A 23493-nucleotide genomic window follows, 5' to 3' on the forward strand; every position below is an offset into this window, starting at 1 on the left:
GGGGCGGGGAGGGAGGGTCGCCGTGCCGTAGGCGGGGCCTGCGGCGGGTTGGTCGGGGGACGAGGGCGGGGTGTTCTCCGGCGGGAGAGGTGTGCTCATCGCGCGAGTATCGCAGAGCGGCGACGGCCTGCCGCGACATCGAGACGTCCCGTCTCAACACGCCCCTCCCCCTCCCGCGGGATGCCGTTCGGGCACGCCGGACACGGCGTGTCGCGGACCGGAGCGGCACCTCGCGGAGGGAGGACGGTGCGCCTCAGCGCAGCGACTCGAGCACGGCCTCCAGCTCGTCGACGGCGAAGTCGATCTCGGCAGCGGTGACCACGAGCGGCGGCGCCAGGCGGATCGTCGAGCCGTGCGTGTCCTTGGCCAGCACTCCGCGGGCCATCAGGGCCTCGCAGACGGCGCGGCCCGAGGCGAGCCCCGGGTCGATGTCGATTCCCGCCCAGAGTCCCGCGCCGCGGACGGCGACCACTCCCCGGCCGATGAGCGCCTCGAGGCGGGCGTGCAGCTGGGCGCCGCGCTCGCGGGCGAGGGCCTGGTACTCGCCGGTCTCTAGCATCTCGACGACTGCGAGGCCGACGGCGGCGGCGAGCGGGTTGCCGCCGAAGGTGGAGCCGTGCTGGCCCGGCTGCAGGACGCCGAGCACGTCGGCGTCCGCGACCACGGCCGAGACGGGGACGATGCCGCCGCCGAGCGCCTTGCCGAGCAGGTAGACGTCGGGGACGACTCCGACCAGGTCGCAGGCGAAGGTGGCGCCGGTGCGGCCGAGGCCGGACTGGATCTCGTCGGCGATGAAGAGGACGTTGCGGCGCGCGGTGATCTCGCGGACGGCCGGGAGATAGTCGGCCGGCGGCACGACGATGCCCGCCTCGCCCTGGATCGGCTCGATCAGCACCGCCACGGTGTCGTCGTCGATCGCGGCCTCGAGGGCTTCCGCGTCCCCGAACGGGACCGTGCGGAATCCGGGCGTGAACGGAGCGAAGCCGTCGCGCGCCTCCGCGTCGTCGCTGAACGAGATGATCGTGGTCGTGCGGCCGTGGAAGTTGCCCGCCGCGACGACGATGTTCGCCCGGCCCGGAGCGACGCCCTTGACCCGGTAGCCCCAGGCGCGGGCGACCTTGATGCCCGACTCGACCGCCTCCGCGCCCGTGTTCATCGGCAGGACCATGTCCTTGCCGGCGAGCGCGGCGAGCGCCGTGACGAACGGGCCGAGGCGGTCGTTGTGGAACGCGCGGCTGGTGAGGGTGACGCGTCCGAGCTGCTCGCGGGCCGCCTCCAGCAGCACCGGGTGCGAGTGGCCGAAGTTCACGGCGGAGTAGGCGGCGAGGCAGTCGAGGTAGCGGACGCCCTCGACGTCGGTGATCCAGGCGCCGTCGCCGGTGGCCGCGACGACGGGCAGCGGGTGGTAGTTGTGGGCGGCGTGCTCCTCCTCCGCGGCGATGAGGGCGGCGGAGCGGGCGGTGTCGGTGTCGGTGATGCTCATGTCGTTCCTCCTGAGGGGACGATCGACTCTCCAGGAGTCGTCGCACTCGGCGTCGAGTGCGACGGATCGTGGACAGTGGAGGGTGGGTCGGCGCTGCGCGTCGCCGACCACGGGGAGTGGGTCAGCGGCGCAGCTCGAGCGTGCAGCACTTCACGCCGCCGCCGCCGAGCAGCAGCTCGGACAGGTCGACGCCGATCGGGTTGTAGCCGCGCTCGCGCAGCTGGCGCTCGAAGCCCGTCGCGCGGGAGGCGATGACGACGTTGAGGCCGTCGGAGAAGGAGTTGAGCCCGAGCACGGACGCGTCCTCCTCCGAGACGAGGATCGCGTCGGGGTAGAGCTCGCGGAGGGTGCGGTTGCCCTCCTCGCTGAACGCGCTCGGAAGGTAGGCGATGTTCGTGTCGTCGAGCACGGCGATCGCGGTGTCGAGGTGGTAGAACGACGGGTTCACGAGCTCGAGCGTGACGACCTCGCGGCCGAAGACGCGGGCGACCTCGGCGTGCGAGTCGGAGGCGGAGCGGAAGCCCGTGCCGGCGAGGATCCGCTCGCCGACGAGGAGGAAGTCGCCCTCGCCCTCGTTGACCTCCTCGGGGACGCGGACGTCGAGGCCGGCCGAGCGGAACCAGTCCATGTACGCCGGGCCCTCGGGCTGGCGCTCGGGGTAGGTGAAGGAGGCACCGTAGGCGATGCCGTCGATCACGAATCCGCCGTTGGCCGCGTAGACCATATCCGGCAGTCCGGCCTCGGGCTCGATCAGCTCGATCGTGAAGCCGAGGTCGGCGTAGGTGTCGTAGAGGGTCTGCCACTGCCGGACGGCGAGGGAGGTGTCGGTGGGGACCTGCGGGTCCATCCACGGATTGATGCGGTAGACGACGGTGAAGTGCTCGGGACGGCACATCAGGATCGTCTTCGCGACGGCGGTTCGGGCGGGTGCCTCGGCGAGCACGGCGGTATCGGTCATTCGAGTCCTCCTGCGAAAGGATGCGGATGAGCGGACCGGGTCCAGTGGCTCCGTGCCCCGCGCATGACGCAGCGGGATGGAGCACGCTCGCGCCCAGTCTTGCACGCGCCGATCGTGCGGTTCTCGCCGTGGAGCGCACGGAACGCGCGTGAAAGGCGGGTCCGGCGCGGGAAACCGCCGCGGCTCTCGCGCGGGGTGCTGTGATGCCGTCGCGGCTCCTTTCTCTCGCCCTCAGGCAGGGGCCTTCGAAGGGAGGTCGTTGCGCCTCTCGGGGAGAAGGCCTTCTCCCTCTCGCCTGTCATCGCGCTGATGACATCTGTCGAATCCGTCGAATTCCGCCCTGAATGGGGGACTTAGTGCAGCGATAAGCGGCATGGGACGATCCCTCCGGCCCGACAGTCGTCGGCCTTCTCGCTCCGACGAATCCGGATGCTCTCCTCCATGCGAACGAAGACCCTCAGCGTCTCCCTTTTCCTCGCCCTGCTCCTCTCCCTCTTCGTCGCGACCCCGGCCCAGGCCGCGGGCTCGCCGACTGCGCCGACGAACGTGACCGTGACCGACAACGACTGCACCGATGCGGTCACCGTCTCCTGGACGCCGTCCGCGTCAGCGACGGCCGGATATCGGATCCACGTGTACGGCCGCTACACGAACTACTACGACCAGGAGAACTACGGGAATTACTATTCAGTGAGACTCGTTGAGACGGGGAAGACCGCGTCCACCACGATCGACATTCCTCGGGGTCAGGACGAGTACCTCTTCCAGGTATCCAGCGTCTCTGATCTCCGGGCCCCTTTCATCGGCGGCTCCGACGGCGTTGCGCTTGCTGCATCGTCCACTCAGAGCGCGCCGAGCGAGACCTCGTTCCTCCACTTCTGGGACGTCCCGGCCCCAGGGGATCTGCGGGTCGCGGCGGACCCGTCCGCCTACCTCGCTACCGCCCGGTGGGAGCGGCCGTCTGCTCGCGGCGAAACCTGCAACTTCGACGGATACCACTACACGATCGACGATCTGGAGTCGTCAGACGACCCCTCTGACGAAGACCGCTTCGACGGGCACCTCGCATCGACGGACACAGCGTTTAACTTCCCGTACCTGCCCATCCATCGCTATGTCTTCTGCGTCTGGGCCTCGTCAGTGAGTGAGAGGAGCTACGAGTCGGAGTACGGCACATACTCCGACTCCCCCGCGTCCTGCGCCACATTCGGAGCCGAGATCTCCGCACCGAACTCGCCCAGCGGACGTGACGCCTACTCCACTGGAACGTCCATCACGATCGAGTGGAACGCACCGTACTACGACGGCGGCAGCCCCATCACGGGCTACAGAGTCAGCCGCAACGGCACCGACGCGGCCGGCAGCGGCCCCTGGTCGACCGTCGTCTCGGCCGACCGCCGCTCGCAGACCTTCACGAACCTCCGGCCCAATACGTCCTACTCCTTCACCGTCCAGGCCATCAACGCGCTCGGCAGCAGTTCCCCGACGACCTTCGTCCAGACCGCCGACCCGTATGTAGCTCCGTCCGCCCCCACCCGCGTCACCGGCTCAACAAACGACAGCGAGCGATCCGCGACCATCTCGTGGACACCTCCAACCTGGCCCGGCAACCCGGGCGTCACCGGCTACCGCGTCTCGCGCAACGGCGTGGACAACGCGGGAGCCGGACCGTGGTCGACGACCGTTGCCGCCACAGCCCGTTCCTTCACGTTCACGCATCTCGCTGCGGGCGCGGCCTACACGATGAGCGTCAGCGCGATCAACGCCGGAGGCGAGAGCGAGGCCATCTCGACCGTCGTGCGCATCGGCGGCACCGCCCTCACCGCCGCGACTCCGACCGTCACCGGCACCGCCGCGGTCGGCTCGACGCTCACGGCGAGCGCCGGCACCTGGGGTCCCTCCCCCGTCGCCCTCGCCTACCAGTGGCGCGCGAACGGCACCGCGATCAGCGGGGCGACCGGCACCACATACCGTCCGGTCGCGGGCGACGCGGGCAGGGTGATCACCGTCGCCGTCACGGGCTCGAAGTCGGGCTACGTCTCGACCACGCGGGTCTCCTCCGGGACCGCTGCCGTGACCGGCGGCGCGATCACCGCCGCGACGCCGACCATCAGCGGCACGGTGAAGGTCGGCTCGACCCTCACCGCGAAGCCCGGCACCTGGGGCCCCTCCCCCGTCGCCCTCGCCTACCAGTGGAAGGCGAACGGCACCGCTCTGAGCGGGGCGACGTCCGCGACGTACACGCCGACCGGCGCCACTCTCGGGAAGACGATCACCGTGACGGTCACGGGGTCGAAGTCCGGATTCACCGCCGTGACGAAGACCTCCGCGAAGACGAGCGCCGTGGTGGCGGGAACCCTCTCCGCCGCGACCCCGGCGATCACCGGCACCGCGAAGGTCGGCTCCACCCTGACCGCCAAGCCGGGCACGTGGGGTCCCTCGCCGGTGGCCCTCACATACCAGTGGAAGGCGAACGGCACCGCGATCTCCGGGGCGACCTCCGCCACCTACAAGCCGACCAGCGCCACGGTGGGGAAGAAGATCACGGTGACCGTCACCGGCAAGAAGGCCGACTACACGACGGCGACGCGCACCTCCGCCGCCACCGCAGCGGTCGTCAAGTAGGGGATCCGACCCGGGCCGCCGGGGGAGCCTGCTCGCGCGGACTCCTCCGGCGGCCCCGGGAATCCACCACCATCGTCCCCCGGACGGGGGCCCATCCCGCCGACACCCGCCCTCGCCCGGAGGCGGGCGGCGGCTAGCATTCAGACACCGTGTCCGCCGCGGCCTCCCGCGGATCCTGCCGAAAGGCCCGCCGTGCCCGCACGCCCCCTCGCCGCGATCGGCGTCTCCGCTCTCCTGCTGGCCGGCCTCGCCGCCGGTCCGGCCGTCGCCGCCCCCGATCTCCCGGGCGCGAGCGCCGCGCAGGAGGCGGCCGCCGAGGTCGTCCTCTCCGGCACCATCGCGCTCCGCGACGCCGATGAGGAGCACCCCGCCCCCGAGAACCCGTACTTCTACGTCCAGGTCGAGGACGCCGAGGGGGACGTGGTCGCCCAGGCGAACACGGGCGCGGACTTCTCCCTCCCCGTTCCCGGCGGCGAGCCCCTCACCGTCCGCGCGAACCTGATCGGCAGCGACGACTGGTACCCGACCTGGTTCGGCGACACCCCGGTCGCCGAGGCCGCGAGGACGACCCGGGGGACCGACGAGTCCGTCGCCATCTCCCTCCTGCGCACCGCCGAGCTGTCCGGATCGATCACCGCCGACGCGGTCCCCGGCGTCTCCTCCCCCTCCTTCGACGTGCAGGCCTGGTGGGTCGACGGAGGGACGTACTCGCTGCTCGACACCGTCCCCGTCACCGGAGCCCCCGGCGCCGCCCGCGCGTGGGACACGGGCGACCTCGCCCTGCCCGCCGGCGACTACCTCCTGCGCCTCGTGGAGCCGGGGTACCCCGCCTACGACGACCAGTACTTCTCGCGCCTGGCCCGCCTCGACGAGCGCGCGGTCGTCACCGTGCCGCCGGGCGGCCGCAGCGGCATCGACTTCTTCCCGTCGGCCTACTCCTCCGACGTCGCCCGCCTCGCCGGGACCGACCGGTACGCGACCGCCGTCGCGGTGACCGCCTCCGGATTCGCCGACGGCGCCCCCGTCGTCTACCTCGCCAGCGGAGCGAACTGGCCGGACGCGCTGAGCGCCGGCCCCGCCGCCGCGAAGCAGGGCGGCGCCCTCCTGCTCACCGACCCGAGCGTCCTGCCCGCCGTGGTGGCGACCGAGCTGCGCCGCCTCGCCCCGCAGCGGATCGTCGTGGTCGGCAGCGCCCTCTCCGTGAGCGAGTCGGTGCTCCAGCAGGTGAGGGCCCTCGGGATCCCGACCGAGCGCATCGAGGGCGTCGACCGCTACGACACCTCGCGCCGGATCGTCGAGGACGCCTTCCCGGACGGCAGCTACGAGAACGTCTTCGTCGCGACCGGCACCAACTTCCCGGACGCCCTCTCGGTCGCGCCGATCGCCGGCCGCCGCGCCGAGCCCGTCCTCCTCGTCGACGGCGCCCGCTCGCGCCTCGACCAGCCGACCCGTGACACCCTCGCCGGACTCGACCCCTCCTCCGTGCAGCTGCTCGGCGGTGCGCCGTCGATCTCGACCGCCGTCGAGGCAGACCTGCGCGCCGCGAAGATCGCCGGCACCGTGTCGCGCATCGCCGGGACGGACCGCCACGACACCAGCCGACGCCTCAACGACGTCTTCCCGCCGTCCGAGCTGGGCGACACCGTCTACCTCGCCACCGCCACCGGCTTCGCCGACGCGCTGGCCGTGGGCCCGGTCGCCGCGAAGCAGGGCGCCCCGCTCTACCTCAGCGAGCCGACCTGCCTGCCGCGCAGCACCCGTGTGAAGATGCAGGGCCACGACCTCGATCAGGTGCTGCTCCTCGGCAGCCCCCTGACCCTGTCGGCGCAGGTGCGCTCGCTGTCCGCCTGCTGAGACCCGAGACGCACCGCACCAGCCCTGGAGATCCATGAGCGCCACCGCCGACCGTCCCCTCCTCGTCGGCATCGAGACCGGGGGCACGAAGGTCGTCGCGGCGGTCGCCGACGCCGCTGATCCCGAGCAGATCCTCGCGACGACGACCCTGCCGACCCGCGGGCCCGCCGAGACTCTCGCCGATCTGGCCGGCTTCGTCAGCGGCCACGGAGTCGACGGCACCGTCGCCGCGGTCGGCGTCGCCTCCTTCGGCCCGCTCGACATCGACCCCGGCTCCCCGACCTACGGGCACCTCACCTCCACGCCGAAGCTCGGCTGGGAGGGCACCGACGTCCTCGGCCCGATCGGCGCGGCCGCACCGGGCGCCCGGCTCGCGCTGGTCACCGACGTCAACGGAGCCGCCCTGGGCGAGGCCCGCTGCGGCGCCGGAGCCGGAGTCGACGACTTCGTCTATCTGACGGTCGGCACCGGAGTCGGGGGCGGCGTGATCGCGGGCGGACGGCTCCTCGCCGGCAGCGGCTGGCCCGAGGTCGCGCACCTGCTGCCCCGCCGCCACCCCGAGGACGGCTTCGCCGGCACCTGCCCCTTCCACGGCGACTGCCTCGAGGGCCTGGTCGCCGGTCCCGCGATCTCGGCGCGCTGGGGCGTCGACGGCTCCCGCCTCGGCCCCGAGGAGGCGGCCGCGAACCTCCGCTTCAGCTCCTACTACCTCGCGCAGCTCGTCACGACGCTCGCCTACGTCACGGGCGTGCGGCTCGCGGTCCTCGGCGGAGGCGTGTCGAAGACGCCCGGGCTCGTCCCCGCGGTCGAGGCCGAGGTCGAGCGGCTGATGGGCGCGCCCGGAGCGACGGGGACGGGCGGCGGGCGGATCCGCATCGTGCGCCCGGCCCTCGGCGACGAGTCCGGGGTGCGCGGGGCGATCTCGCTGGCGGAGTCCCTGCTCGCCTGAGCTCTACCCTCGTCCCATGAGCGACCGACCCGTCGACCCCTCCGCCCCCGACTCCGGTCGCGACGAGACGGTGGAGGAGCGATCCGACCGCAACTGGAACGAGATCCTGCAGGAGCTGCGGGTCGTGCAGACCGGCACGCAGATCCTGGGCGGCTTCCTGCTGACGCTGTGCTTCCAGCAGCGCTTCGCCGACCTCGCGCCGCCCGACGTGGCGCTCTACCTCGTGCTCGTCCTGCTCGCCGCGTGCGTCACGATCCTGGCGCTGGCGCCCGTCATCGCCCACCGGCTGCTGTTCCAGCGGCGGAGGAAGGCCGAGCTGGTGCGGTTCGGCAACCGGGTGGTCACGGTGTGCCTCGCGGCGGGATCGCTGCTGTTCGTCGGAGTCGTGGGCTTCGTGTTCGACGTCGTGCTGGGCGGGCCGGCGGGCCTCTGGGCGGGCGGAGGCGTGCTGCTGCTGCTCGCGGTGGTCTGGGCGACCGCGCCGATCCTCCTGCGGAGGCGCTGAGGGCGGCGGAGTCTGCCCGCCCCTCCCCCGCGAGTCAACGGGGTACCCGGGTCCGCCGCGCTCTTCCTACCGTGGCCGCGAGGCGCGCACCGCGCCGACGCGAGAGGAGCACCATGACCGACCGGACCGAGCAGCCGCAGGAGAACCCGCAGAACCACGACCACGTCGACGACGCGGGCGTCGACAAGCCCTCGCAGGCCGAGGGCGACGACACCGAGGGATCGGCCGGCTGATCGCCGCCTCGATCCCCGTCCTCCCCGCGGTCGACAGCAGCGCGGCCGTCCTCGCCGACGGCTACCTCTTCGGGACGCGGCGCTTCGACGACGTGGGCGCGGACGCGTTCCGCACCCGGATCCTCGGACGGCCCGTGATCATGGCGCGCGGCATCGAGGCGGCGCGCTTCTTCTACGAGGGCGGGCGCTTCGACCGCGAGGGCGCGCTGCCCGGCTCGGTGCTGCACCTCCTGCAGGACGAGGGCAGCGTGCAGACCCTCGAGGACGAGCCGCACCGGCGGCGGAAGCGCATGTTCCTGGATCTGGTGGAGACGCCCGAGCAGCGGTCGAGGCTGGTCTCGGCCTTCGCGCGGGAGTGGCAGGCGTCCGCCGCCCGGCTGACGGGCGAGCGGGTCCGCCTCCAGGACGTCGCCGCGGAGGTCCTGGGCCGCGCGGTCCTGTCGTGGGCCGGCATCGAGGCCGACGAGGAGGAGGTGCTGCGGCGCACGGACGAGCTCCGGGCGATGATCGACAACGCCGGGCGCTTCGGCCCGCCCAACTGGGCCGCGCGACTCCGCCGCCGCTCGACCGAGCGGTGGGCGCGCGGCCTGATCGAGGCGAACCGGACGGCCGGACCCTCCCCGACTCCCCTGCACCGGATCGCGCACGAGAAGGAGGACGGCGGCCTCCTCCCCGTCGAGGTCGCCGCGGTGGAGCTGATCAACCTGCTGCGGCCCACGGTCGCGGTGGGGCGCTTCGTGGTGCTGGCGGCGCTCGCGCTGCACCGGCATCCGGAGTGGCGGGAGCGGCTCGCCGACCAGGAGGAGCGCGTCGCGTTCGCGAACGAGGTGCGGCGCTTCTACCCGTTCTTCCCGATGGTCGGAGGAAGGGCCCGCCGGGAGCTGGACTTCCGCGGCGAGACGCTTCCCGCAGGGCAGTGGATGCTGCTCGACCTCTACGCGACGGACCACGGCTCGCACTGGGAGGCGCCGGGCCGCTTCGATCCGGAGCGGTTCCGGTCACCGGTCGACCGCAACGGCTTCATCGCCCAGGGCGGCGGGCACTACGGAGGCGACCACCGGTGCCCGGGCGAGCCGGCGACCGTCGACCTGCTGTCCGCGGCGCTGGAGCTCCTGGCCGCGGGGCACCCGTACGACGTCGAGGACGGGCAGGATCTGCGCGTGAGCCTGCAGAGCTTCCCGACCGGGCCGGAGGACGGCTTCGTGGTGAGGTTCCGCTAGGGGCGGGCGGGCTCGGCTCGCGGCCTCGGCGGGCGGCCTCGGCGGAAGCGGTCCTCCTCCACAGGCCGCGGTTCCGCGCGCTCTCCCCGGATCCGCTCGGGCACTCCCCGCCCGCCTCGCCCGACGAGCACGCTCGGGGGATGCAGAAGCCGAGTCAGTCCTCCGGAGCGTCGAGCTCCTCGAGCGCCCGCAGCGCCTCGCGGGCGCGCTCGAGCCGATCGGCCTCGGGCTCGTCCCACCATGCCGGTCCGCGCTCGCCCAGCCCGTGCTTGGCGAGCCCGACCCTCCTGCGCGCCAGCGCCTCCGCCTCCGCGTCCTCGTGCATCCTGGCCGAGCGCACTCCCGAGCGCCCGCGCCCGAGGTGCGAGGTGAGGCCGGCGACCACGTCCTCCGGCAGAGAGGGGTCGGTGCGCCGCCATCGGCGGCCCTTCACCACGAGCCAGCGCTCGTCGTCCTCGTCGCTCACTCCGTCACCGCCGCCTCGGGTTGAGCCGGTCACCGGTGCTCGTGAGGTCCACCTGATCCGGCAGGAGGAGCGCCTCGATCCGCCCCGCGGCGGAGAGCCGCAGCAGGTCGTCGACGAGGGCGCGCGAGCCGCCGATCAGCGTCGAGTCGAAGTCGACCTCGCTCGCGAGGTACCAGGCCCGGTCCTCCGGCCAGAGCGCGAGCGGAGTCTGCACGACGAGCCCGGAGGCGTCGGCGAAGCCCGCCGAGCGCGCCCACGCGGTGTCCTCGAGCACCCTGACGTCGAGCGAGAGCAGAGGCCCCTCCCGCCCCGGCAGCTCTACCGTCGCCGCGGCGGCGGTCTCGGGGTGCTCCCAGCCGGTCGGCCGGGTGTCGCTCATCCACTCGGGCAGCTCGTCCGAGGCGTCCGAGCGGGAGATCAGGACTCGCGACCCGCCGCTCAGCACGCCGAACCCCTCCCAGAACACGGCCAGGCAGTCCTCGGGAGCGCTCGTGTGCTCCGCGAGCACGGCGGCGACGGCCGCGAGCTCGTCGAGCGGGAGCACTCCGAGGCGGGGCTCCGCGTACTCGTCGGGATGCTCGCCGGTGAGCGAGTCCCACTGCGCGAGCGGATGCAGGAGCGTCCCCTCCCGCTCGGCGACCTCGCGCCACCGCCGGGGCGGGTCGTCGGAGGGGTGCAGGATCCGCACAACCGCCTCGAACAGCGGAGGGACGATCCCCTCGAAGCGCCCGAACGGTCCGAGAGCACTCAGCATCGGGTCCGCCCGCGCGGCGTCCCGCTCGGCGCGCAGGGGCGCGTCCCGGGGTGTCGGCTCGACCATCGGCCCAGGCTAGCGCTGGACGGTCGCTCCGCTCAGGGCGGAGAGGGCCCGCTGCGGTCCCGTCTCGCGGGCGAGGGCCTCGGCGAGCGCCGTCAGCCGTTCCCGGGCGGGAGCGTCGAGTGCGAGCATCCGCCGCGCAGCCTCCGCGAGCTCTCCCCCGGAGGCCGCATTGGGGTCGAGCACGGCGGCGAACCCGGCGTCCTCGAGCGCGGCCGCCCCCGCGAACTGGTCCGTCGAGAACGGCAGGACGACGAGCGGCACGCCCGCGGTCATCGCCTCCGTGACGCTGTTGTTGCCGCCGTGGCTGACCGCGAGCGCGGCCCGGCGCAGGAGCGCGACCTGCGGCAGGAAGCCGCGGACCAGCCAGCCCTCGGGGACCTCGCCCAGGGCCGAGCGCTCGGTCGCGCCGGAGGCGAGAGCCACGCGGACGGGCCTGCCCCCGACCTCGATACCGGCCAGGGCCTCGACGACCCGGGCGAGCACGTCGTCGCGCACCGAGAGGAAGCTGCCGAAGCTCACGTAGACGACCGGATCCTCGGACGCGGCGAGCCACTCCTCGACCTCCCCGTCATCGGGCTCCTCGCGGACGGCGGAGCCGAGGAACGCGTGCGGCGGCAGCTGAGCGGTGCGGGCCGAGTCGTGGAGCTCGCCCGGGTAGTTGAGCAGCAGGACGTCGCCGCTCTCGGCGAAGGCGTCGGCGCTGGGCGCCGCCCCGGGGTCGAGGGTGGTGAGGGCGGCGTTCCACTCCGCGGTGAAGGAGTCGCGCACACGCTCGCAGAGGGCGCGGAGCGCATCGAGGTCGTCCGGCTCCGGAGCGAAGGCGTCCGGCCAGACCGGGGGGAAGCCGTAGACCTCGCCGGGCACCGTGAGCGCGCTGGGGTGGCCGAGCACGACGTCGCCGTAGGGCACGCGGAGTGCCTTCAGCGCCACGCGCGCGGTGAAGGCGAGGTGGTCGACCACGATCGCGTCGGGCTGCACCTCGTCGAGGATCACGCGCAGGCGCGCGGCGACGCCGGCCGGATCCCAGAGCAGGTCGGTGAGCCGCTCCCGCGCCTGGTAGGCGAGGGTCGGGACCATCCCGCGCCGGGTGGCGTCGAAGAAGCCGCGGAGGGACGCGCCCTCGTCGGGCGCCTGCTCCTCCGCGCGGATCGTGCCCGGGTTGGAGCCGCGCCCCAGCCGGAGCGCGATGTGCTCGAATCCGAAGCCGTCGACGATGGAGCGCGTCGCGTCGCCGGTGGCCACGACGACGCGCTCGCCCGCCTCCTGCCACGCCGTGCCGAGGGTCGCCAGCGGCAGCAGGTGCGACGCGTAGTCGGGGCTGATGATCAGCAGGGTCACGAGGCCCCCAGCACGAGCGGCGAGCGGAGAGGACGCTCCTGGTCCGCGGTCGCGTGCGCGTAGACGCCCGAGAGGGCATGAGCCATGGCCTGCACCGTGTAGCGCTCGGCGACCATCGCACGCCCGCGGGCCGCGGCGTGCTCGCCGAGAGGCCCTCCTGCGAGATCCAGTGCGGCGGCGGCGCCGGCGGCGAGCGCCGCGGGGTCGGCGGTGTCGACCAGGAAGCCGGTCTCCCCCTCCTCGACGTAGGTCGCGGGCCCGCCTGTCGCCGGAGCGACGACGACCAGTCCTGCGGAGAGCGCCTCGAGGAGGGCGATGCCGAACTCCTCCTTGACGCTCGCGCAGACGTAGGCGCCTCCCGGAGCAGAGAGCCCCGGTCGGCCGTGCCGGATCGCGCCGAGCCAGCGGGCCACGGTCCCGTTCGGGCGGTGGCCGGCCAGGAGCAGCCCGTCGGACGCGACGGCGCGGATGCGGTCGAGCTGCTCGCGCTCGTCGGGACTCGGGTCGGCGAGGTCGCCGCCGACCAGGAGCAGGTTGGCGCGCTCCCGGAGCGAGGGGTCGGACGCCCAGGCCTCGGCGAGCGCCGCCATCCCCTTCACCCGGTGCAGGCGGCCCACGCTGAGCAGCAGCGGGAGGCCGCGGCGGTGCTCGGGCAGCTCCTCCAGCAGGAGGTCGAGCGAGGCCAGGTCCCCGCCCTCGTCCAGCGCGACCGGCTCACCGGCGGCGGAGGCCCGTGCGGCCGCCTCGCCGCGCTCGACCAGGCCGACGTCGATCCCCTCCGGGACGATCGTGTGCCGCTCCGGGTGCGCGGTGATGTCGACGCCGATCAGCTCGCGGATGGTCGCGGCCAGCTCCTCCCGCGGGAAGAGGACGGTGTGCGCGGCGTCGGCGGCCAGGCGCTGCACCAGGCGCACGCGGAACCAGAAGTGCTCGGCGGCGTCGCGCTCGCCGAAGTCCGCGCGGGTGAGGGCGCCGGAGGCGTCCAGGCCCGCGATCAGGGCGTGCGGGTCCGGAGCGAGGGTGAACACGACGGGGATCTCGAGCTCCCGGGCGACCGCGGCCGCTGCGAGGGATCCGACGTCCGCCATCCGCAGGTGCAGCACGTCGACCCGGCCGGCCGCGCGCAGGATCCGGCGGATGCCGCGCTCGGCGGCGATGCGACGGCTCCACGCCTGAGGCATGGCCACGGGCGGCCCCACGAACGGGACCGGAGCGAAGCCGTGGCCGGAGTCGGGCAGCTCGCCGAGCGCGCGCTCGGCCTCGGCCGGGGTCCCGCGCGAGAGCGTGAGCACCCGGTCGATGCCCTCCTGCTCGACGAGCGAGTCGCCCAGGCGCACCAGCAGGGTCGCGATGCCGCCGTTGTCGCCCGCGCCCACCCGCGTCAGGGTGCCGTCGATGTCGGCGTGGACGAAGAGCTGCGCGACCGTCGGCCCGGCCTCCACGGCCGGTGCGGGGGCGAGGTCGCCGAGGGCGAGCCGGGCGAGGGGCCCGATCGGCGCCGCCTCCTCGGCCAGGCCGGTGAGCAGGAGCTCGGCGTCGTCGGAGCCGCGCTCGCCGAGCGCGTCCGTCGCGGCGGCCCGCGCCTCCAGCCCCTCCGCGCGATCGGCGGCCACGTGCAGGAGGGTGCGCTCGGCGATCGTGCCGGGCACGAGGCCCAGGGTCTCGACGAGCCGTGCCCGGGCCGCCGCTTCGCGCTCGCCGAGCAGCGCGCCCTCGAGCGCGACGGCGACGAGGTCGGGGGTCGAAGAGGCCCAGAGCAGGACGGTGCGCTGCGCGAGCATGCCGGAGAAGCCGCCGTCGCGGACCAGGCGCAGCAGCGGTCCGAGCGCAGCGGGGCGGGGCAGGCGCCCGCCGAAGGCCCAGGCGGCGTGCTCGCGGAGGTACGGGCGCTCGTCCTCGAGCAGCATCAGCAGCGCGAGGTCGGCCTCCTCGTCGAAGACCTGCGCGAGCGAGTGCACGGCCGCGATCGCGGTGAGCTGGTCCGAGGGGTCCAGAGCTGCGCGGGTGAGCAGGCGCACCGCGCGGCCGCCGCCGTCGCTCACCGCGGCGACCGTCAGCTCATCCGCCATCCGGACGGCCTCGAGCAGAGTGGGAGCGGCGCGCACGGCGTCGAGAGCGGTCTGCGTGGCCATGGTTCACCTGGTCTGTCGGAGTGGAGAGTGCGACGGAGCGCGACTCCCGACCGCTGGAGCGGCCCAGGAGGAGCGGACCGGTACCGAGCATGCCGCCTGGGCGGCTGGGATTTCGCCACTTGCGTCGGATCTCCTCCCGCGGTACGGCCTCCTGTCAAGGGGGTGATGGCCGCAGTTCGTCTGCGCAACGCGCGAGGATCCTCAGCCGCGGGTCCACTCCAGGAGCCGCTCGACCGGCCAGGTGGTCACGATCCGCTCCTCCGGGACGCCGAGCCGCTCCGCCCGCTCGGCCCCGTAGTCGAGCAGGCCCAGCTGGCCCGGAGCGTGCGCGTCGCTGTCGATCGAGAACAGGCAGCCCTCCTCGAGCGCGACCGCGATCAGCTCGTCCGGCGGGTCCTCGCGCTCGGGGCGGGCGTTGATCTCGACCGCGGTGGAGTGGTCGGCGCACGCGCGGAACACGGCCCGGGCGTCGAAGGTCGACGGCGGGCGGGTGCCGCGCTCGCCCGACACCAGCCGCCCCGTGACGTGGCCGAGGACGTCGGTCCGCGGATCCGAGGCCGCCGCGACCAGCCGGGCGGTCATCTCGCGGGAGGGCAGCCGCAGCTTCGAGTGGGCGCTCGCGACGACCACGTCGAGGCGTTCCAGCAGCTCGTCCGTCTGGTCGAGCGCGCCGTCCTCGAGGACGTCCACCTCGATCCCGCTGAGCAGGCGCAGTGGCCCGGTGTCGAGGCCCGCGAGATGGGCGAGCTGCTCCTCCAGCCGCTCCGCGCTGAGACCGTGGGCGACACGGAGCCGCGGCGAGTGGTCGGTGAGCGCCAGGTATTCGTGGCCGAGCGCGCGGGCCGCGTCCGCCATCGCGAGGACGGGCGTCGCCCCGTCGGACCACTCGCTGTGGCTGTGGAGATCGCCGCGCAGCCGTCCCCGCAGCGCGCTCGCGGGTGGAGGAGCCGAGCCGCGCAGCTCCGCGAGGTAGTCGGGCACCCGGCCCGACCGCGCCTGCTCGATCACCGTGAACGTCGTGTCGCCGATCCCGGAGGCCCGCCGCACGAGGGCGAGGTCGTCCCGCTCGGCGGACGCCATCCCCTCCAGCACCGCGGCCGCGCGGCGGAACGCCTTCGCCCGGTAGCGGGAGGCCCGCTCCCGCTCGAGCAGTGCTGCGATCTCCTCGAGTGCCGCGATCGGGTCCATGCGCCCGGTCTACCACGGCGCCCGCCGCGGCCTCACCCCCTCGACGGCGGCCTCGGCTCCGGCCCCCGGCCTCATCCCGCCTCGGCCCCGCCCCGGTCCCGGCCCCTCGACGCTGGGAACCGGCCGAGCCCCGTTGCCGACCGCAGCGATCGAGATATATCGTGACTCTCGTCCACTCGCGATGTATCGCGTTTAAGAAAGGCACTGCGGTGCAGGAGGAGGAGCTCATGTCCCTCGAGAAATGGCTCGTACAGGCCGGTGAGACGAAGGTCATCGACCTCGACGTCGTCCGCTCGGTCAAGGTCGCCCTCGTCGGCGGCCAGATCGACGTCATCGCCCACGACGAGCCGACCGCTCGCGTGGAGGTCCACAGCGTCGACGGCCGCCCGCTCAAGGTCTCGATGGACGGCGACCGCCTCGAGATCGACCACGTCCAGCTCCGCTGGGACACCATCGTCGACGTCGTGAAGGGCCTCGGCCGCCGCGGCGACCGCGCCGACATCAGCCTCCTCGTCCCCCGCGGCGTCGACCTGAAGTTCGACACCGTCTCGGCCGACGGCCTGGTCTCGGGCCTCCACAGCGACGCCCGCGTCTCGACGGTCGGCGGCGACATCGTCGTCGACGGCCTGCACGGCGACATCGAGGTGAACACCGTCCACGGCGAGCTCTCGGTCCGCAGCCACACCGGCCGCGTCACCGCGCGCACCGTCTCCGGCGACGTCACCGCGACCGGCGAGCTCACCCGCTTCACCGTCGACGGCGTCTCGGGCAGCGTGTTCGTCGACGCCGAGGGCACCCCCGACCGGATCCAGGCCAACACCGTCAGCGGCGACCTCACGATCCGCGTCGACGAGGGCCTCGGCGCCCGCTACCGCATCAACACCGTCTCGGGCACGCTCCAGCTCGACGGCTCCGTCGTCAAGGGCACCTTCGGCCGGGGCTTCACCTCGACCACGGGCTCGCTCGACTCGAAGTGGGTCGACGTCGCCGCCAACTCCGTCTCGGGAGACGTGGTCGTCGTCCGCCGGTCCGTCGCCGCGTCCTCCGCCTCGGTGGGCGAGGGCTGGGGCTCTCCCGGCACCGGCCCCGCCGACGACCGCCGCCCGATGGACGGGAGCTCGCTGTGAGCCCCGTCTTCGCGCACGGCCGCCTGCGCCTCTACCTGCTCAACCTCCTCGCCGAGTCGCCGCGCCACGGCTACGAGCTGATCCAGGCGCTCAGCGAGCGCTTCGGCGGCACCTACGCGCCCAGCGCCGGTACGGTCTACCCGCGCCTCGCGAAGCTCGAGGAGGAGGGACTCGTCACGAAGGAGGCCGACGGCCGCAAGACCGTCTACTCCATCACCGACGCCGGCCGCGCCGAGCTCGCGAACCGCGCGACCGACCTGGGCGACATCGAGGAGGAGCTCACCGACTCCGTCCGCCGGCTCGCCGACGAGGTCCGCCTCGGCGTCGCGGAGGCGATGAAGAGCCTCCGCGCCGACCTGGCCAGCGCCGCGCGCGACTCGCGGGAGCCCGGACGCCGACCGGAGCACTCCGCCGAGGAGCCGCGCCCGCAGGACACGTCCGGCACCCCCTCCGAGCAGCCCGCGCCGGAGCAGGCCGCACCGGCCTCGCCCGACGCGCGCACCGCCTCGCGGATCGCCCTGCGCGACGCCGAGGTGCTGCTCACCGAGTTCCGCGACGAGCTGCGCGCGGAGCTGCGCACCGCCGCCTCCTCGGGATCCGTGACGACCGCGAGCGTCGACGCCCTGCGCGCCGCGCTCGACGAGGCCCGCGCCTCGGTCCGCTCCACCCTGGGCTGAGCCCGGACACCTCAGCGCCGGGAGGGCGGGGATCCCGCCCGGGGTCCCCGCCCTCCCGGCGCTACTGCCGCCCGACCGCCAGCGCCTCCTCCTCCACGTCGAGGAACGCCAGAGCGCTCACCACCGCCGGCTCCTGGTACCGCCCCTCGGAGCGCGCACGGAGCACCGCCTCCCGCTCGGCCGCGATCATCACGCGCCGGAGCCGGTTGTAGGCCTGCGGGAGCGGCTCCACGCCCTCGCCCTCCGGAGGGTTCTCCAGGGCGTCGGCGAGGAACGTCGCATTCCGCCGCAGCCGGTCGAGCACGCGGTCCTCCACTCCGTCCTGCGGCTCCGCGTCGAGCCGGGCGAGGCCGGCGGCCTGCGCCTCGGCGAGCAGCATCTGCTTCTCGACGTGCTCCTGCATCTCGTTCGGGGCCGGCAGCTTCAGGGCGCGGACGAGCCGCGGGAGCGCGAGCCCCTCGACGAGCGTCCCCGCCACCACGATGAAGGCGAGGAACTGCAGGAACGCGCGCTGCGGCGTCTCCGCGGGCAGGAGGAACGCGGCGGCGAGGGTGACCACGCCGCGGATGCCCGCGAACGACACCCCGATCGCGGTCGGCCAGGTCCACCCGCGCTGCTGCAGCCGGCGCGGACCGTGCCGGAACAGCAGCGTCGTCATGCACATCCAGGCCACGCGGCTCCCGACCAGCGCCGCGAGCACGGCCGCGCCGATGCCGACCGTCTGCCAGACCCCGATGCCCGAGTCGGCCGTCGCCTCCACCACCGACGAGAGGCTCAGCCCGATGAAGAGGAACACCGCGTTCTCGAGCAGGAACTGGATCGTCCGCCAGTTGAGCGACTCCGCGATCCGCGCCTGCGCCGACTGGATGACCGGCGCCCGGTAGCCCAGGTAGAGCCCCGCGACCACGACCGCCAGCACCCCGGAGCCGTGCAGCAGCTGCGCCGGGATGAACGCGACGTAGGGCGTCACCAGCGAGAGGCTCGTGTCCAGCACGGACGACTGCACCTGCTTGCGCACGAACCCGAGCAGCACGGCGATGCCGATCCCGACTCCGCCGCCCACTGCCACGGCCAGCACGAAGTCGAGCGCGATGCGCCCGGGAGTGACCGTGCTGACGATCGCCAGGAGGGAGGCGTTCAGCGCCACCAGTGCGGTCGCGTCGTTGAGGAGGCTCTCGCCCTCGAGCACCGTGAGCATGCGCCGCGGCAGGCGGAGCCGCCCCGCGATCGCCGTGACCGCCACCGCGTCCGTGGGCGCCACGATCGCGCCGAACGCGAGGGCCGCGGCGACCGTGATCGCCGGGACGACCATCCAGGCCACCGCGCCGACCACCGCGACCGTGAAGACGACGAGCCCGACCGACAGCAGGAGGATGCTGTCGCCGCGGGCGCGGACGTCGAGGACGGAGGTGCGGATCGCCGCCGCGTAGAGCAGCGGCGGCAGGATCCCGAACAGCACCACGTCCGGCTCGACCACCACCTCCGGGATCCCGGGGACGAAGGAGGCGAGGGCCCCGACGGCGACGAGCGCCACGGGAGCGGACCAGTTCACCCGCCCCGACAGCCCGGTGACCAGGACGGTCACCACCACGAACGAGACGATCCAGACGATCGCGACGACGGGCTCCTCCATCGCGTCACTCCTCCCGGGCGTCCGCGCGCCACGGCCCCATTGTGGCCGCCCGGAGAGCAGCCCGGACAGCCGCCGGGACGGTGCGGCTAGCGGCCGGCCTCGTGGATGTCGCGCGCCTTGGTGACCTTCGCCGGGTCCACCGGGTTCATGCCGAGCACGATCTTGCCGCGCGAGTGCCGCTTCTCGAGGTCGTCGAAGGCGTCCTGCACCTGGTCGAAGGGGTAGAAGCCCGAGACGAGCACCCGCAGCTTCTGCTCGCCGACGAGGCCGACCAGCTCGCCGAGGATCTCGGTGTCGCGCTGGGCGGTCTCGGCGTCGGGCCAGACGGCGCGCAGCTCGATCTCCTTGCGGTCGTCGCTGGAGTGGAAGCGGCCCGCCGCGATGCCGAGCTCGTCGGCGAGGGCGTCGTTCTCCCCGCCGAAGTTGTCGAGGAACACCGTGACCCCGCCGGGCGCCGCGGCCCGGATGCGGTCGGCGATCCCGTCGCCGTAGACCACCGGCTTCACGCCGATCTGGCGGAGGTAGTCGAAGTTGCGCTCGCCGCAGGTGCCGATCACCGTCGCGCCGCGGAGCTTCGCCAGCTGGATCTCGAGGCTGCCCACTCCTCCGGCCGCGGCGGAGACGAGGACGGTGTCGTCCGGTCCGACGTGCGTGGCCTCGAGCGCACGCCACGCGGTCACTCCGGCGAGGAACAGCGCGCCGCCGACCTCCCAGCTCACGGAGGCGGGCTTGGCGACGAGGTTGCGGCGCGGCACCACGACGTGGGTCGCGTGCGAGCCGACGAGCGCGTGGCCGACCACGTCGCTGCGGAGCTTGATGTCGGTGACGCCCTCGCCGAGGGCGACGACGACGCCCGAGAAGTCGGTGCCCTGGCGCATCGGGAAGGCCGCGGAGTGGTCGGAGTCGAACTGGCCCTGCCGGATGAACGCCTCCATGTGGTTCACCCCGGCGGAGAGCACCTCGACCAGCACCTCGCCCGCCCCGGGCTTCGGCCGCTCGACCTCGACGATCTCGAGGACGTCCGCGTCGCCGAAACGGCTGTACTGGACGACGCGGGCGGCGGTGGGGCTCAGACGGGACATGCGCTCATCATCCGCCCCCGCCGCCCGAAGCCCCCGACCCCCGAACGGGGGCGTGCGACTCAGGAGGGGTCGCTCGGGCAGTACAGCTGGGTGCGCGGACCGGAGCGGTCGATGACGTGCTCGGACATCGGCCGACCGCAGAGCGGGCACGCCTGCCCCGCGGGCGCCTCCTGCTCGGGCTGGTCGTACGGGCCGAGCGGCGGCGGGCCGATCCAGGGGAACAGCCGCGCGTTGAAGCGCTGGTAGAGGGAGCCGGTCTTCTTCCGCGTCATATCCTTAGTGTACTAACCATCAGGGCACGATGAGAGGATGACGCCGTGGAAACCGACCCGCTCGCCCTCCAGAACCAGGTCTGCTTCTCCCTCGCCGTCGCGGCGCGCACCGTCATCGGGCTGTACCGCCCCGTGCTCGAACCGCTCGGACTCACGCACCCGCAGTACCTCGTGATGCTCGCGCTCTGGGAGCGCAGCCCCCGCTCGCTCGCCGACCTCGGCTCCGCCCTCCGCCTCGAGCCGGCCACGCTCAGCCCGCTCGTGAAGCGCCTGGAGGCGAGCGGCCACGTCACGCGGGCCCGGAGCAGCGACGACGAGCGCCGCCTCGACGTCGCGCTGACCCCCTCCGGAGCGGCCCTCCGCGAGCAGGCCCTGCAGGTTCCTCCGCAGATCGTGGAGCGGCTCGACGTCCCCCTCGAGGAGCTCACCGCGCTCCGCGACAGCCTCACCGGCCTGATCGGAGCCGCGACCCGCGACGGCCGCTGACCCCCCGCTCGGGGCGCCGGCCGCGAGCACGCCGGCCGCCGCTCCCCGCCGCACCGGGAAACTCCCGGTCACAGCGCGGGATCAGCCTCCGCTCGGCCCGCTCCCGGCCGTCTTGACTGCCCCCTCGTACGGAGTAGTGTCATCGCTCGTGACACACGAGGGCCCCCCGTCCGCCGCGGACGGATCGTCGGCCGACGCGACCGAGCTGCGCACCGCCAAGCACTTCTTCATCGGCGAGCCGCTCCCCAGCGACAAGCTCGAGGGACAGCTGCTGCAGAAGCGGCTCGCGCTCCCCATCTTCGCCAGCGACCCGCTCTCCTCCGTGGCCTACGCGCCGCAGGAGCTGCTGATGATCCTGCTGCTCGGCGGACTCTCCTTCCTCACCTTCGCCCCCTGGGTGGCCGCGTGCGTGGTCGTCCTCCTCGTCGTGGTGGTGCTGAGCTACCGCCAGCTGATCCGGGCGTACCCGTCCGGCGGCGGCGACTACGAGGTCGCCCGCACCAACCTGGGCGAGACGGCGGGCCTCACGGTCGCCGCCGCCCTCCTCGTGGACTACGTGCTCACCGTGGCCGTGTCGGTCGCCTCCGGAGTCGACAACATCATCTCCGCAGTACCCGAGCTGGCGCCGCTGCGGGTCGAGCTGGCCATCCTCTTCGTGGTGCTGCTGGCGGCCGTGAACCTCCGCGGCGTCTCGGAGTCGAGCCGCGCCTTCGCCGTCCCGACGTACCTCTTCGTCGCGAGCGTCTTCGTCATGGTCGTCGTCGGCCTGGTCCGCACCGCCTTCGGCGACACCCCGGTCGCGGAGTCGGCGGGCTTCACCGTGCAGGGCGAGCAGCTCACGCAGGCGGCCGTCGTCCTCCTGCTGCTGCGCTCCTTCGCGAGCGGCTGCGCGGCGCTCACGGGCGTCGAGGCCATCTCGAACGGTGTGCCCGCGTTCCGCGCCCCGAAGGTCAAGAACGCCCAGCGCACCCTCGTCGCGATGGGCACGATCGCGATCGTGCTCTTCGTCGGCCTGACCGCCCTCGCCCTGCTCTCGAACGTCCACTACGCCGAGAACGCCTGCCACCTGGTGGGCTTCGCCGACTGCGCCACGACCCCGCAGCGCTCCGTGATCGCGCAGGTCGCCGCCGCCACGTTCGGCAACAACACGATCCTGTTCTTCATCATCCAGGCCGCGACGGCCGCCGTCCTGCTCCTCGCGGCGAACACCGCGTTCAACGGCTTCCCGCTGCTGGGCTCCGTGCTGGCCCGCGACGGCTACGCGCCCAAGTCGCTGAACACCCGCGGCGACCGCCTCATCTACTCCAACGGAGTGATCATCCTGGCGCTCGTCGCCGCGATCATCCTGCTCGTCTACCAGGCCTCGCTCACGAGCCTCGTGCAGCTGTACATCATCGGCGTCTTCGTCTCGTTCACGCTCGGGCAGTCGGGCATGGTCAAGCACTGGGTCCGGATGATCCGCAACGGCGAGGGCTCGCGCACCGTCTACACGAGCCTGGCCATCAACCTGTTCGGCGCGACGCTGACGTTCGCGGTGCTCGTCGTCGTCACGATCACGAAGTTCACCCACGGCGCCTGGCTCGTCTACCTGGTGATGCCGATCCTCGGCGTCCTGATGGCCGGCGTCTACCGCTACTACCGCGACGTCGAGAAGGAGATCGAGGTCGACCCGACCACGACCTTCGGCGCCAACGGCGACCACGCGATCGTGCTGGTGGGCCGGATGAACAAGCCCACGCTGAAGGCGCTCGACTACGCCATCGCGGCGCGGCACGAGACGCTGGAGGCGGTGCACTCCTCCATCGACGACGCGCAGACCGCGCAGCTGAAGGCCGACTGGGCGCAGATGGACATCGAGGTGCCGCTGCGCTGCGTGGCCTCTCCCTATCGCGACATTTCGTACCCGCTGATCAAGTACATCAAGGCCCACCGCCTCGAGCACGGCTCCGAGATCACGACGGTCTACATGCCGCAGTACATCGTCGGGCACTGGTGGGAGGCGTTCCTCCACAACCACAAGTCGCGGCGGATCCGCCAGAAGCTCCTGCTGGTGCACGGAGTGACGGTGGCGCTGGTGCCGTGGCTGCTCGACTCGTCCGAGCTCATCTACGGGCGCCGCTCCCGGCCGATCCCCGGCCAGACGCGCCGCGGCGAGCCGGTGCGCCCGGTGACCCGCCGCCCGATCCCGCCCGCGTCCTCGCTCCCCCAGGGAGCCGCCGGCGAGGGCGCTCCGCGCATCCCGCAGCGCCCGGCCGCGCAGAACCGGCCGCGCTCGAAGCGGCGCTGAGGCGGCGGGAGCTGCCGGCAGCGGCCCGGAAACGGGTAGAGGGCCCGCGGCGTGTGCCGCGAGCCCCCGATTTCCCCTTAGTGCCTTCCCCCGAAGGCGGCCCGCCCCAACGGGCCGTGTCCGACGCTATCGGTGGGCTATGCACCGGCGCATCCTCC

General features: G+C 73.3%; 19 protein-coding genes. 9 read left to right on the top strand and 10 right to left on the bottom strand.

Annotated elements, in window-relative coordinates; all coding sequences use genetic code 11:
* Positions 1-253 precede the first annotated feature (253 nt).
* Both rocD and ddaH read right to left on the bottom strand, forming a co-directional pair.
* Entirely contained in the window at positions 254-1483 is a 1230-nt protein-coding gene (gene rocD / locus C5C53_RS14440) for an ornithine--oxo-acid transaminase (RefSeq protein WP_181127777.1), read from the bottom strand.
* 121 nt (positions 1484-1604) lie between these two features.
* Entirely contained in the window at positions 1605-2441 is an 837-nt protein-coding gene (gene ddaH / locus C5C53_RS14445) for a dimethylargininase (protein WP_104267856.1), read from the bottom strand.
* A gap of 441 nt (positions 2442-2882) precedes the next feature.
* Between ddaH and C5C53_RS14450 the strand changes: the two genes are divergently transcribed.
* From C5C53_RS14450 to C5C53_RS14470, 5 genes are all read left to right on the top strand, one after another.
* A complete protein-coding gene (locus tag C5C53_RS14450; protein ID WP_181127778.1) occupies positions 2883-5066 on the top strand; it encodes a fibronectin type III domain-containing protein in 2184 nt (727 codons plus the stop codon).
* A gap of 192 nt (positions 5067-5258) precedes the next feature.
* On the top strand, positions 5259-6920 hold the full coding sequence (locus C5C53_RS14455) for a cell wall-binding repeat-containing protein (RefSeq protein WP_104267858.1): 1662 nt from the start codon (positions 5259-5261) through the stop codon (positions 6918-6920).
* A 34-nt stretch (positions 6921-6954) separates the two neighbouring features.
* Positions 6955-7869, top strand: a complete 915-nt coding sequence (locus tag C5C53_RS14460; RefSeq protein WP_104267859.1) for an ROK family protein — start codon at positions 6955-6957, stop codon at positions 7867-7869.
* 16 nt (positions 7870-7885) lie between these two features.
* A complete protein-coding gene (locus tag C5C53_RS14465; protein ID WP_104226834.1) occupies positions 7886-8374 on the top strand; it encodes a DUF6328 family protein in 489 nt (162 codons plus the stop codon).
* Positions 8375-8699: 325 nt separating this feature from the next.
* Entirely contained in the window at positions 8700-9827 is a 1128-nt protein-coding gene (locus tag C5C53_RS14470; protein ID WP_104267860.1) for a cytochrome P450, read from the top strand.
* 154 nt (positions 9828-9981) lie between these two features.
* Here the strand turns inward: C5C53_RS14470 and C5C53_RS14475 are convergent, their stop codons facing one another.
* From C5C53_RS14475 to C5C53_RS14495, 5 genes are all read right to left on the bottom strand, one after another.
* A complete protein-coding gene (locus tag C5C53_RS14475; RefSeq protein ID WP_104256066.1) occupies positions 9982-10293 on the bottom strand; it encodes a biopolymer transporter Tol in 312 nt (103 codons plus the stop codon).
* Positions 10294-10297: 4 nt separating this feature from the next.
* On the bottom strand, positions 10298-11113 hold the full coding sequence (locus C5C53_RS14480; RefSeq protein ID WP_104250807.1) for a hypothetical protein: 816 nt from the start codon (positions 11111-11113) through the stop codon (positions 10298-10300).
* 9 nt (positions 11114-11122) lie between these two features.
* Positions 11123-12451: a glycosyltransferase gene (locus C5C53_RS14485; RefSeq protein ID WP_104250806.1), complete on the bottom strand. Its 1329-nt coding sequence runs from the start codon at positions 12449-12451 to the stop codon at positions 11123-11125.
* A complete protein-coding gene (locus tag C5C53_RS14490; protein WP_104267861.1) occupies positions 12448-14583 on the bottom strand; it encodes a glycosyltransferase in 2136 nt (711 codons plus the stop codon). Before C5C53_RS14490 ends, C5C53_RS14485 begins: the two co-directional genes overlap by 4 nt.
* A 201-nt stretch (positions 14584-14784) precedes the next feature.
* Positions 14785-15771, bottom strand: coding sequence for a PHP domain-containing protein (locus C5C53_RS14495; protein WP_104226828.1), 987 nt, complete (start codon positions 15769-15771; stop codon positions 14785-14787).
* Between the two features lie 227 nt (positions 15772-15998).
* Here C5C53_RS14495 and C5C53_RS14500 point away from each other — a divergent pair, with 227 nt between their 5' ends.
* Entirely contained in the window at positions 15999-16898 is a 900-nt protein-coding gene (locus tag C5C53_RS14500; protein WP_244230533.1) for a hypothetical protein, read from the top strand.
* Entirely contained in the window at positions 16895-17575 is a 681-nt protein-coding gene (locus tag C5C53_RS14505; RefSeq protein WP_104267862.1) for a PadR family transcriptional regulator, read from the top strand. Before C5C53_RS14500 ends, C5C53_RS14505 begins: the two co-directional genes overlap by 4 nt.
* A 61-nt stretch (positions 17576-17636) precedes the next feature.
* On the opposite strand, the gene C5C53_RS14510 is transcribed toward C5C53_RS14505, so the two are convergent.
* The 3 genes from C5C53_RS14510 to C5C53_RS14520 form a co-directional block, all read right to left on the bottom strand.
* Entirely contained in the window at positions 17637-19208 is a 1572-nt protein-coding gene (locus tag C5C53_RS14510; RefSeq protein WP_104223748.1) for a sodium:proton antiporter, read from the bottom strand.
* 86 nt (positions 19209-19294) lie between these two features.
* Positions 19295-20290, bottom strand: coding sequence for an NADP-dependent oxidoreductase (locus C5C53_RS14515; RefSeq protein WP_104223749.1), 996 nt, complete (start codon positions 20288-20290; stop codon positions 19295-19297).
* Between the two features lie 59 nt (positions 20291-20349).
* Entirely contained in the window at positions 20350-20562 is a 213-nt protein-coding gene (locus tag C5C53_RS14520) for a hypothetical protein (protein WP_104223750.1), read from the bottom strand.
* A 45-nt stretch (positions 20563-20607) separates the two neighbouring features.
* On the opposite strand from C5C53_RS14520, the gene C5C53_RS14525 reads away from it, so the two are divergent.
* Both C5C53_RS14525 and C5C53_RS14530 read left to right on the top strand, forming a co-directional pair.
* Entirely contained in the window at positions 20608-21048 is a 441-nt protein-coding gene (locus C5C53_RS14525; protein WP_104223751.1) for a MarR family winged helix-turn-helix transcriptional regulator, read from the top strand.
* Positions 21049-21196: 148 nt separating this feature from the next.
* Positions 21197-23335, top strand: a complete 2139-nt coding sequence (locus tag C5C53_RS14530; RefSeq protein ID WP_374952928.1) for an APC family permease — start codon at positions 21197-21199, stop codon at positions 23333-23335.
* The last annotated feature ends 158 nt before the right edge of the window (positions 23336-23493 follow it).

The sequence above is a fragment of the Rathayibacter sp. AY1E3 genome (genome assembly GCF_002932235.1).
Lineage (GTDB): Bacteria > Actinomycetota > Actinomycetes > Actinomycetales > Microbacteriaceae > Rathayibacter.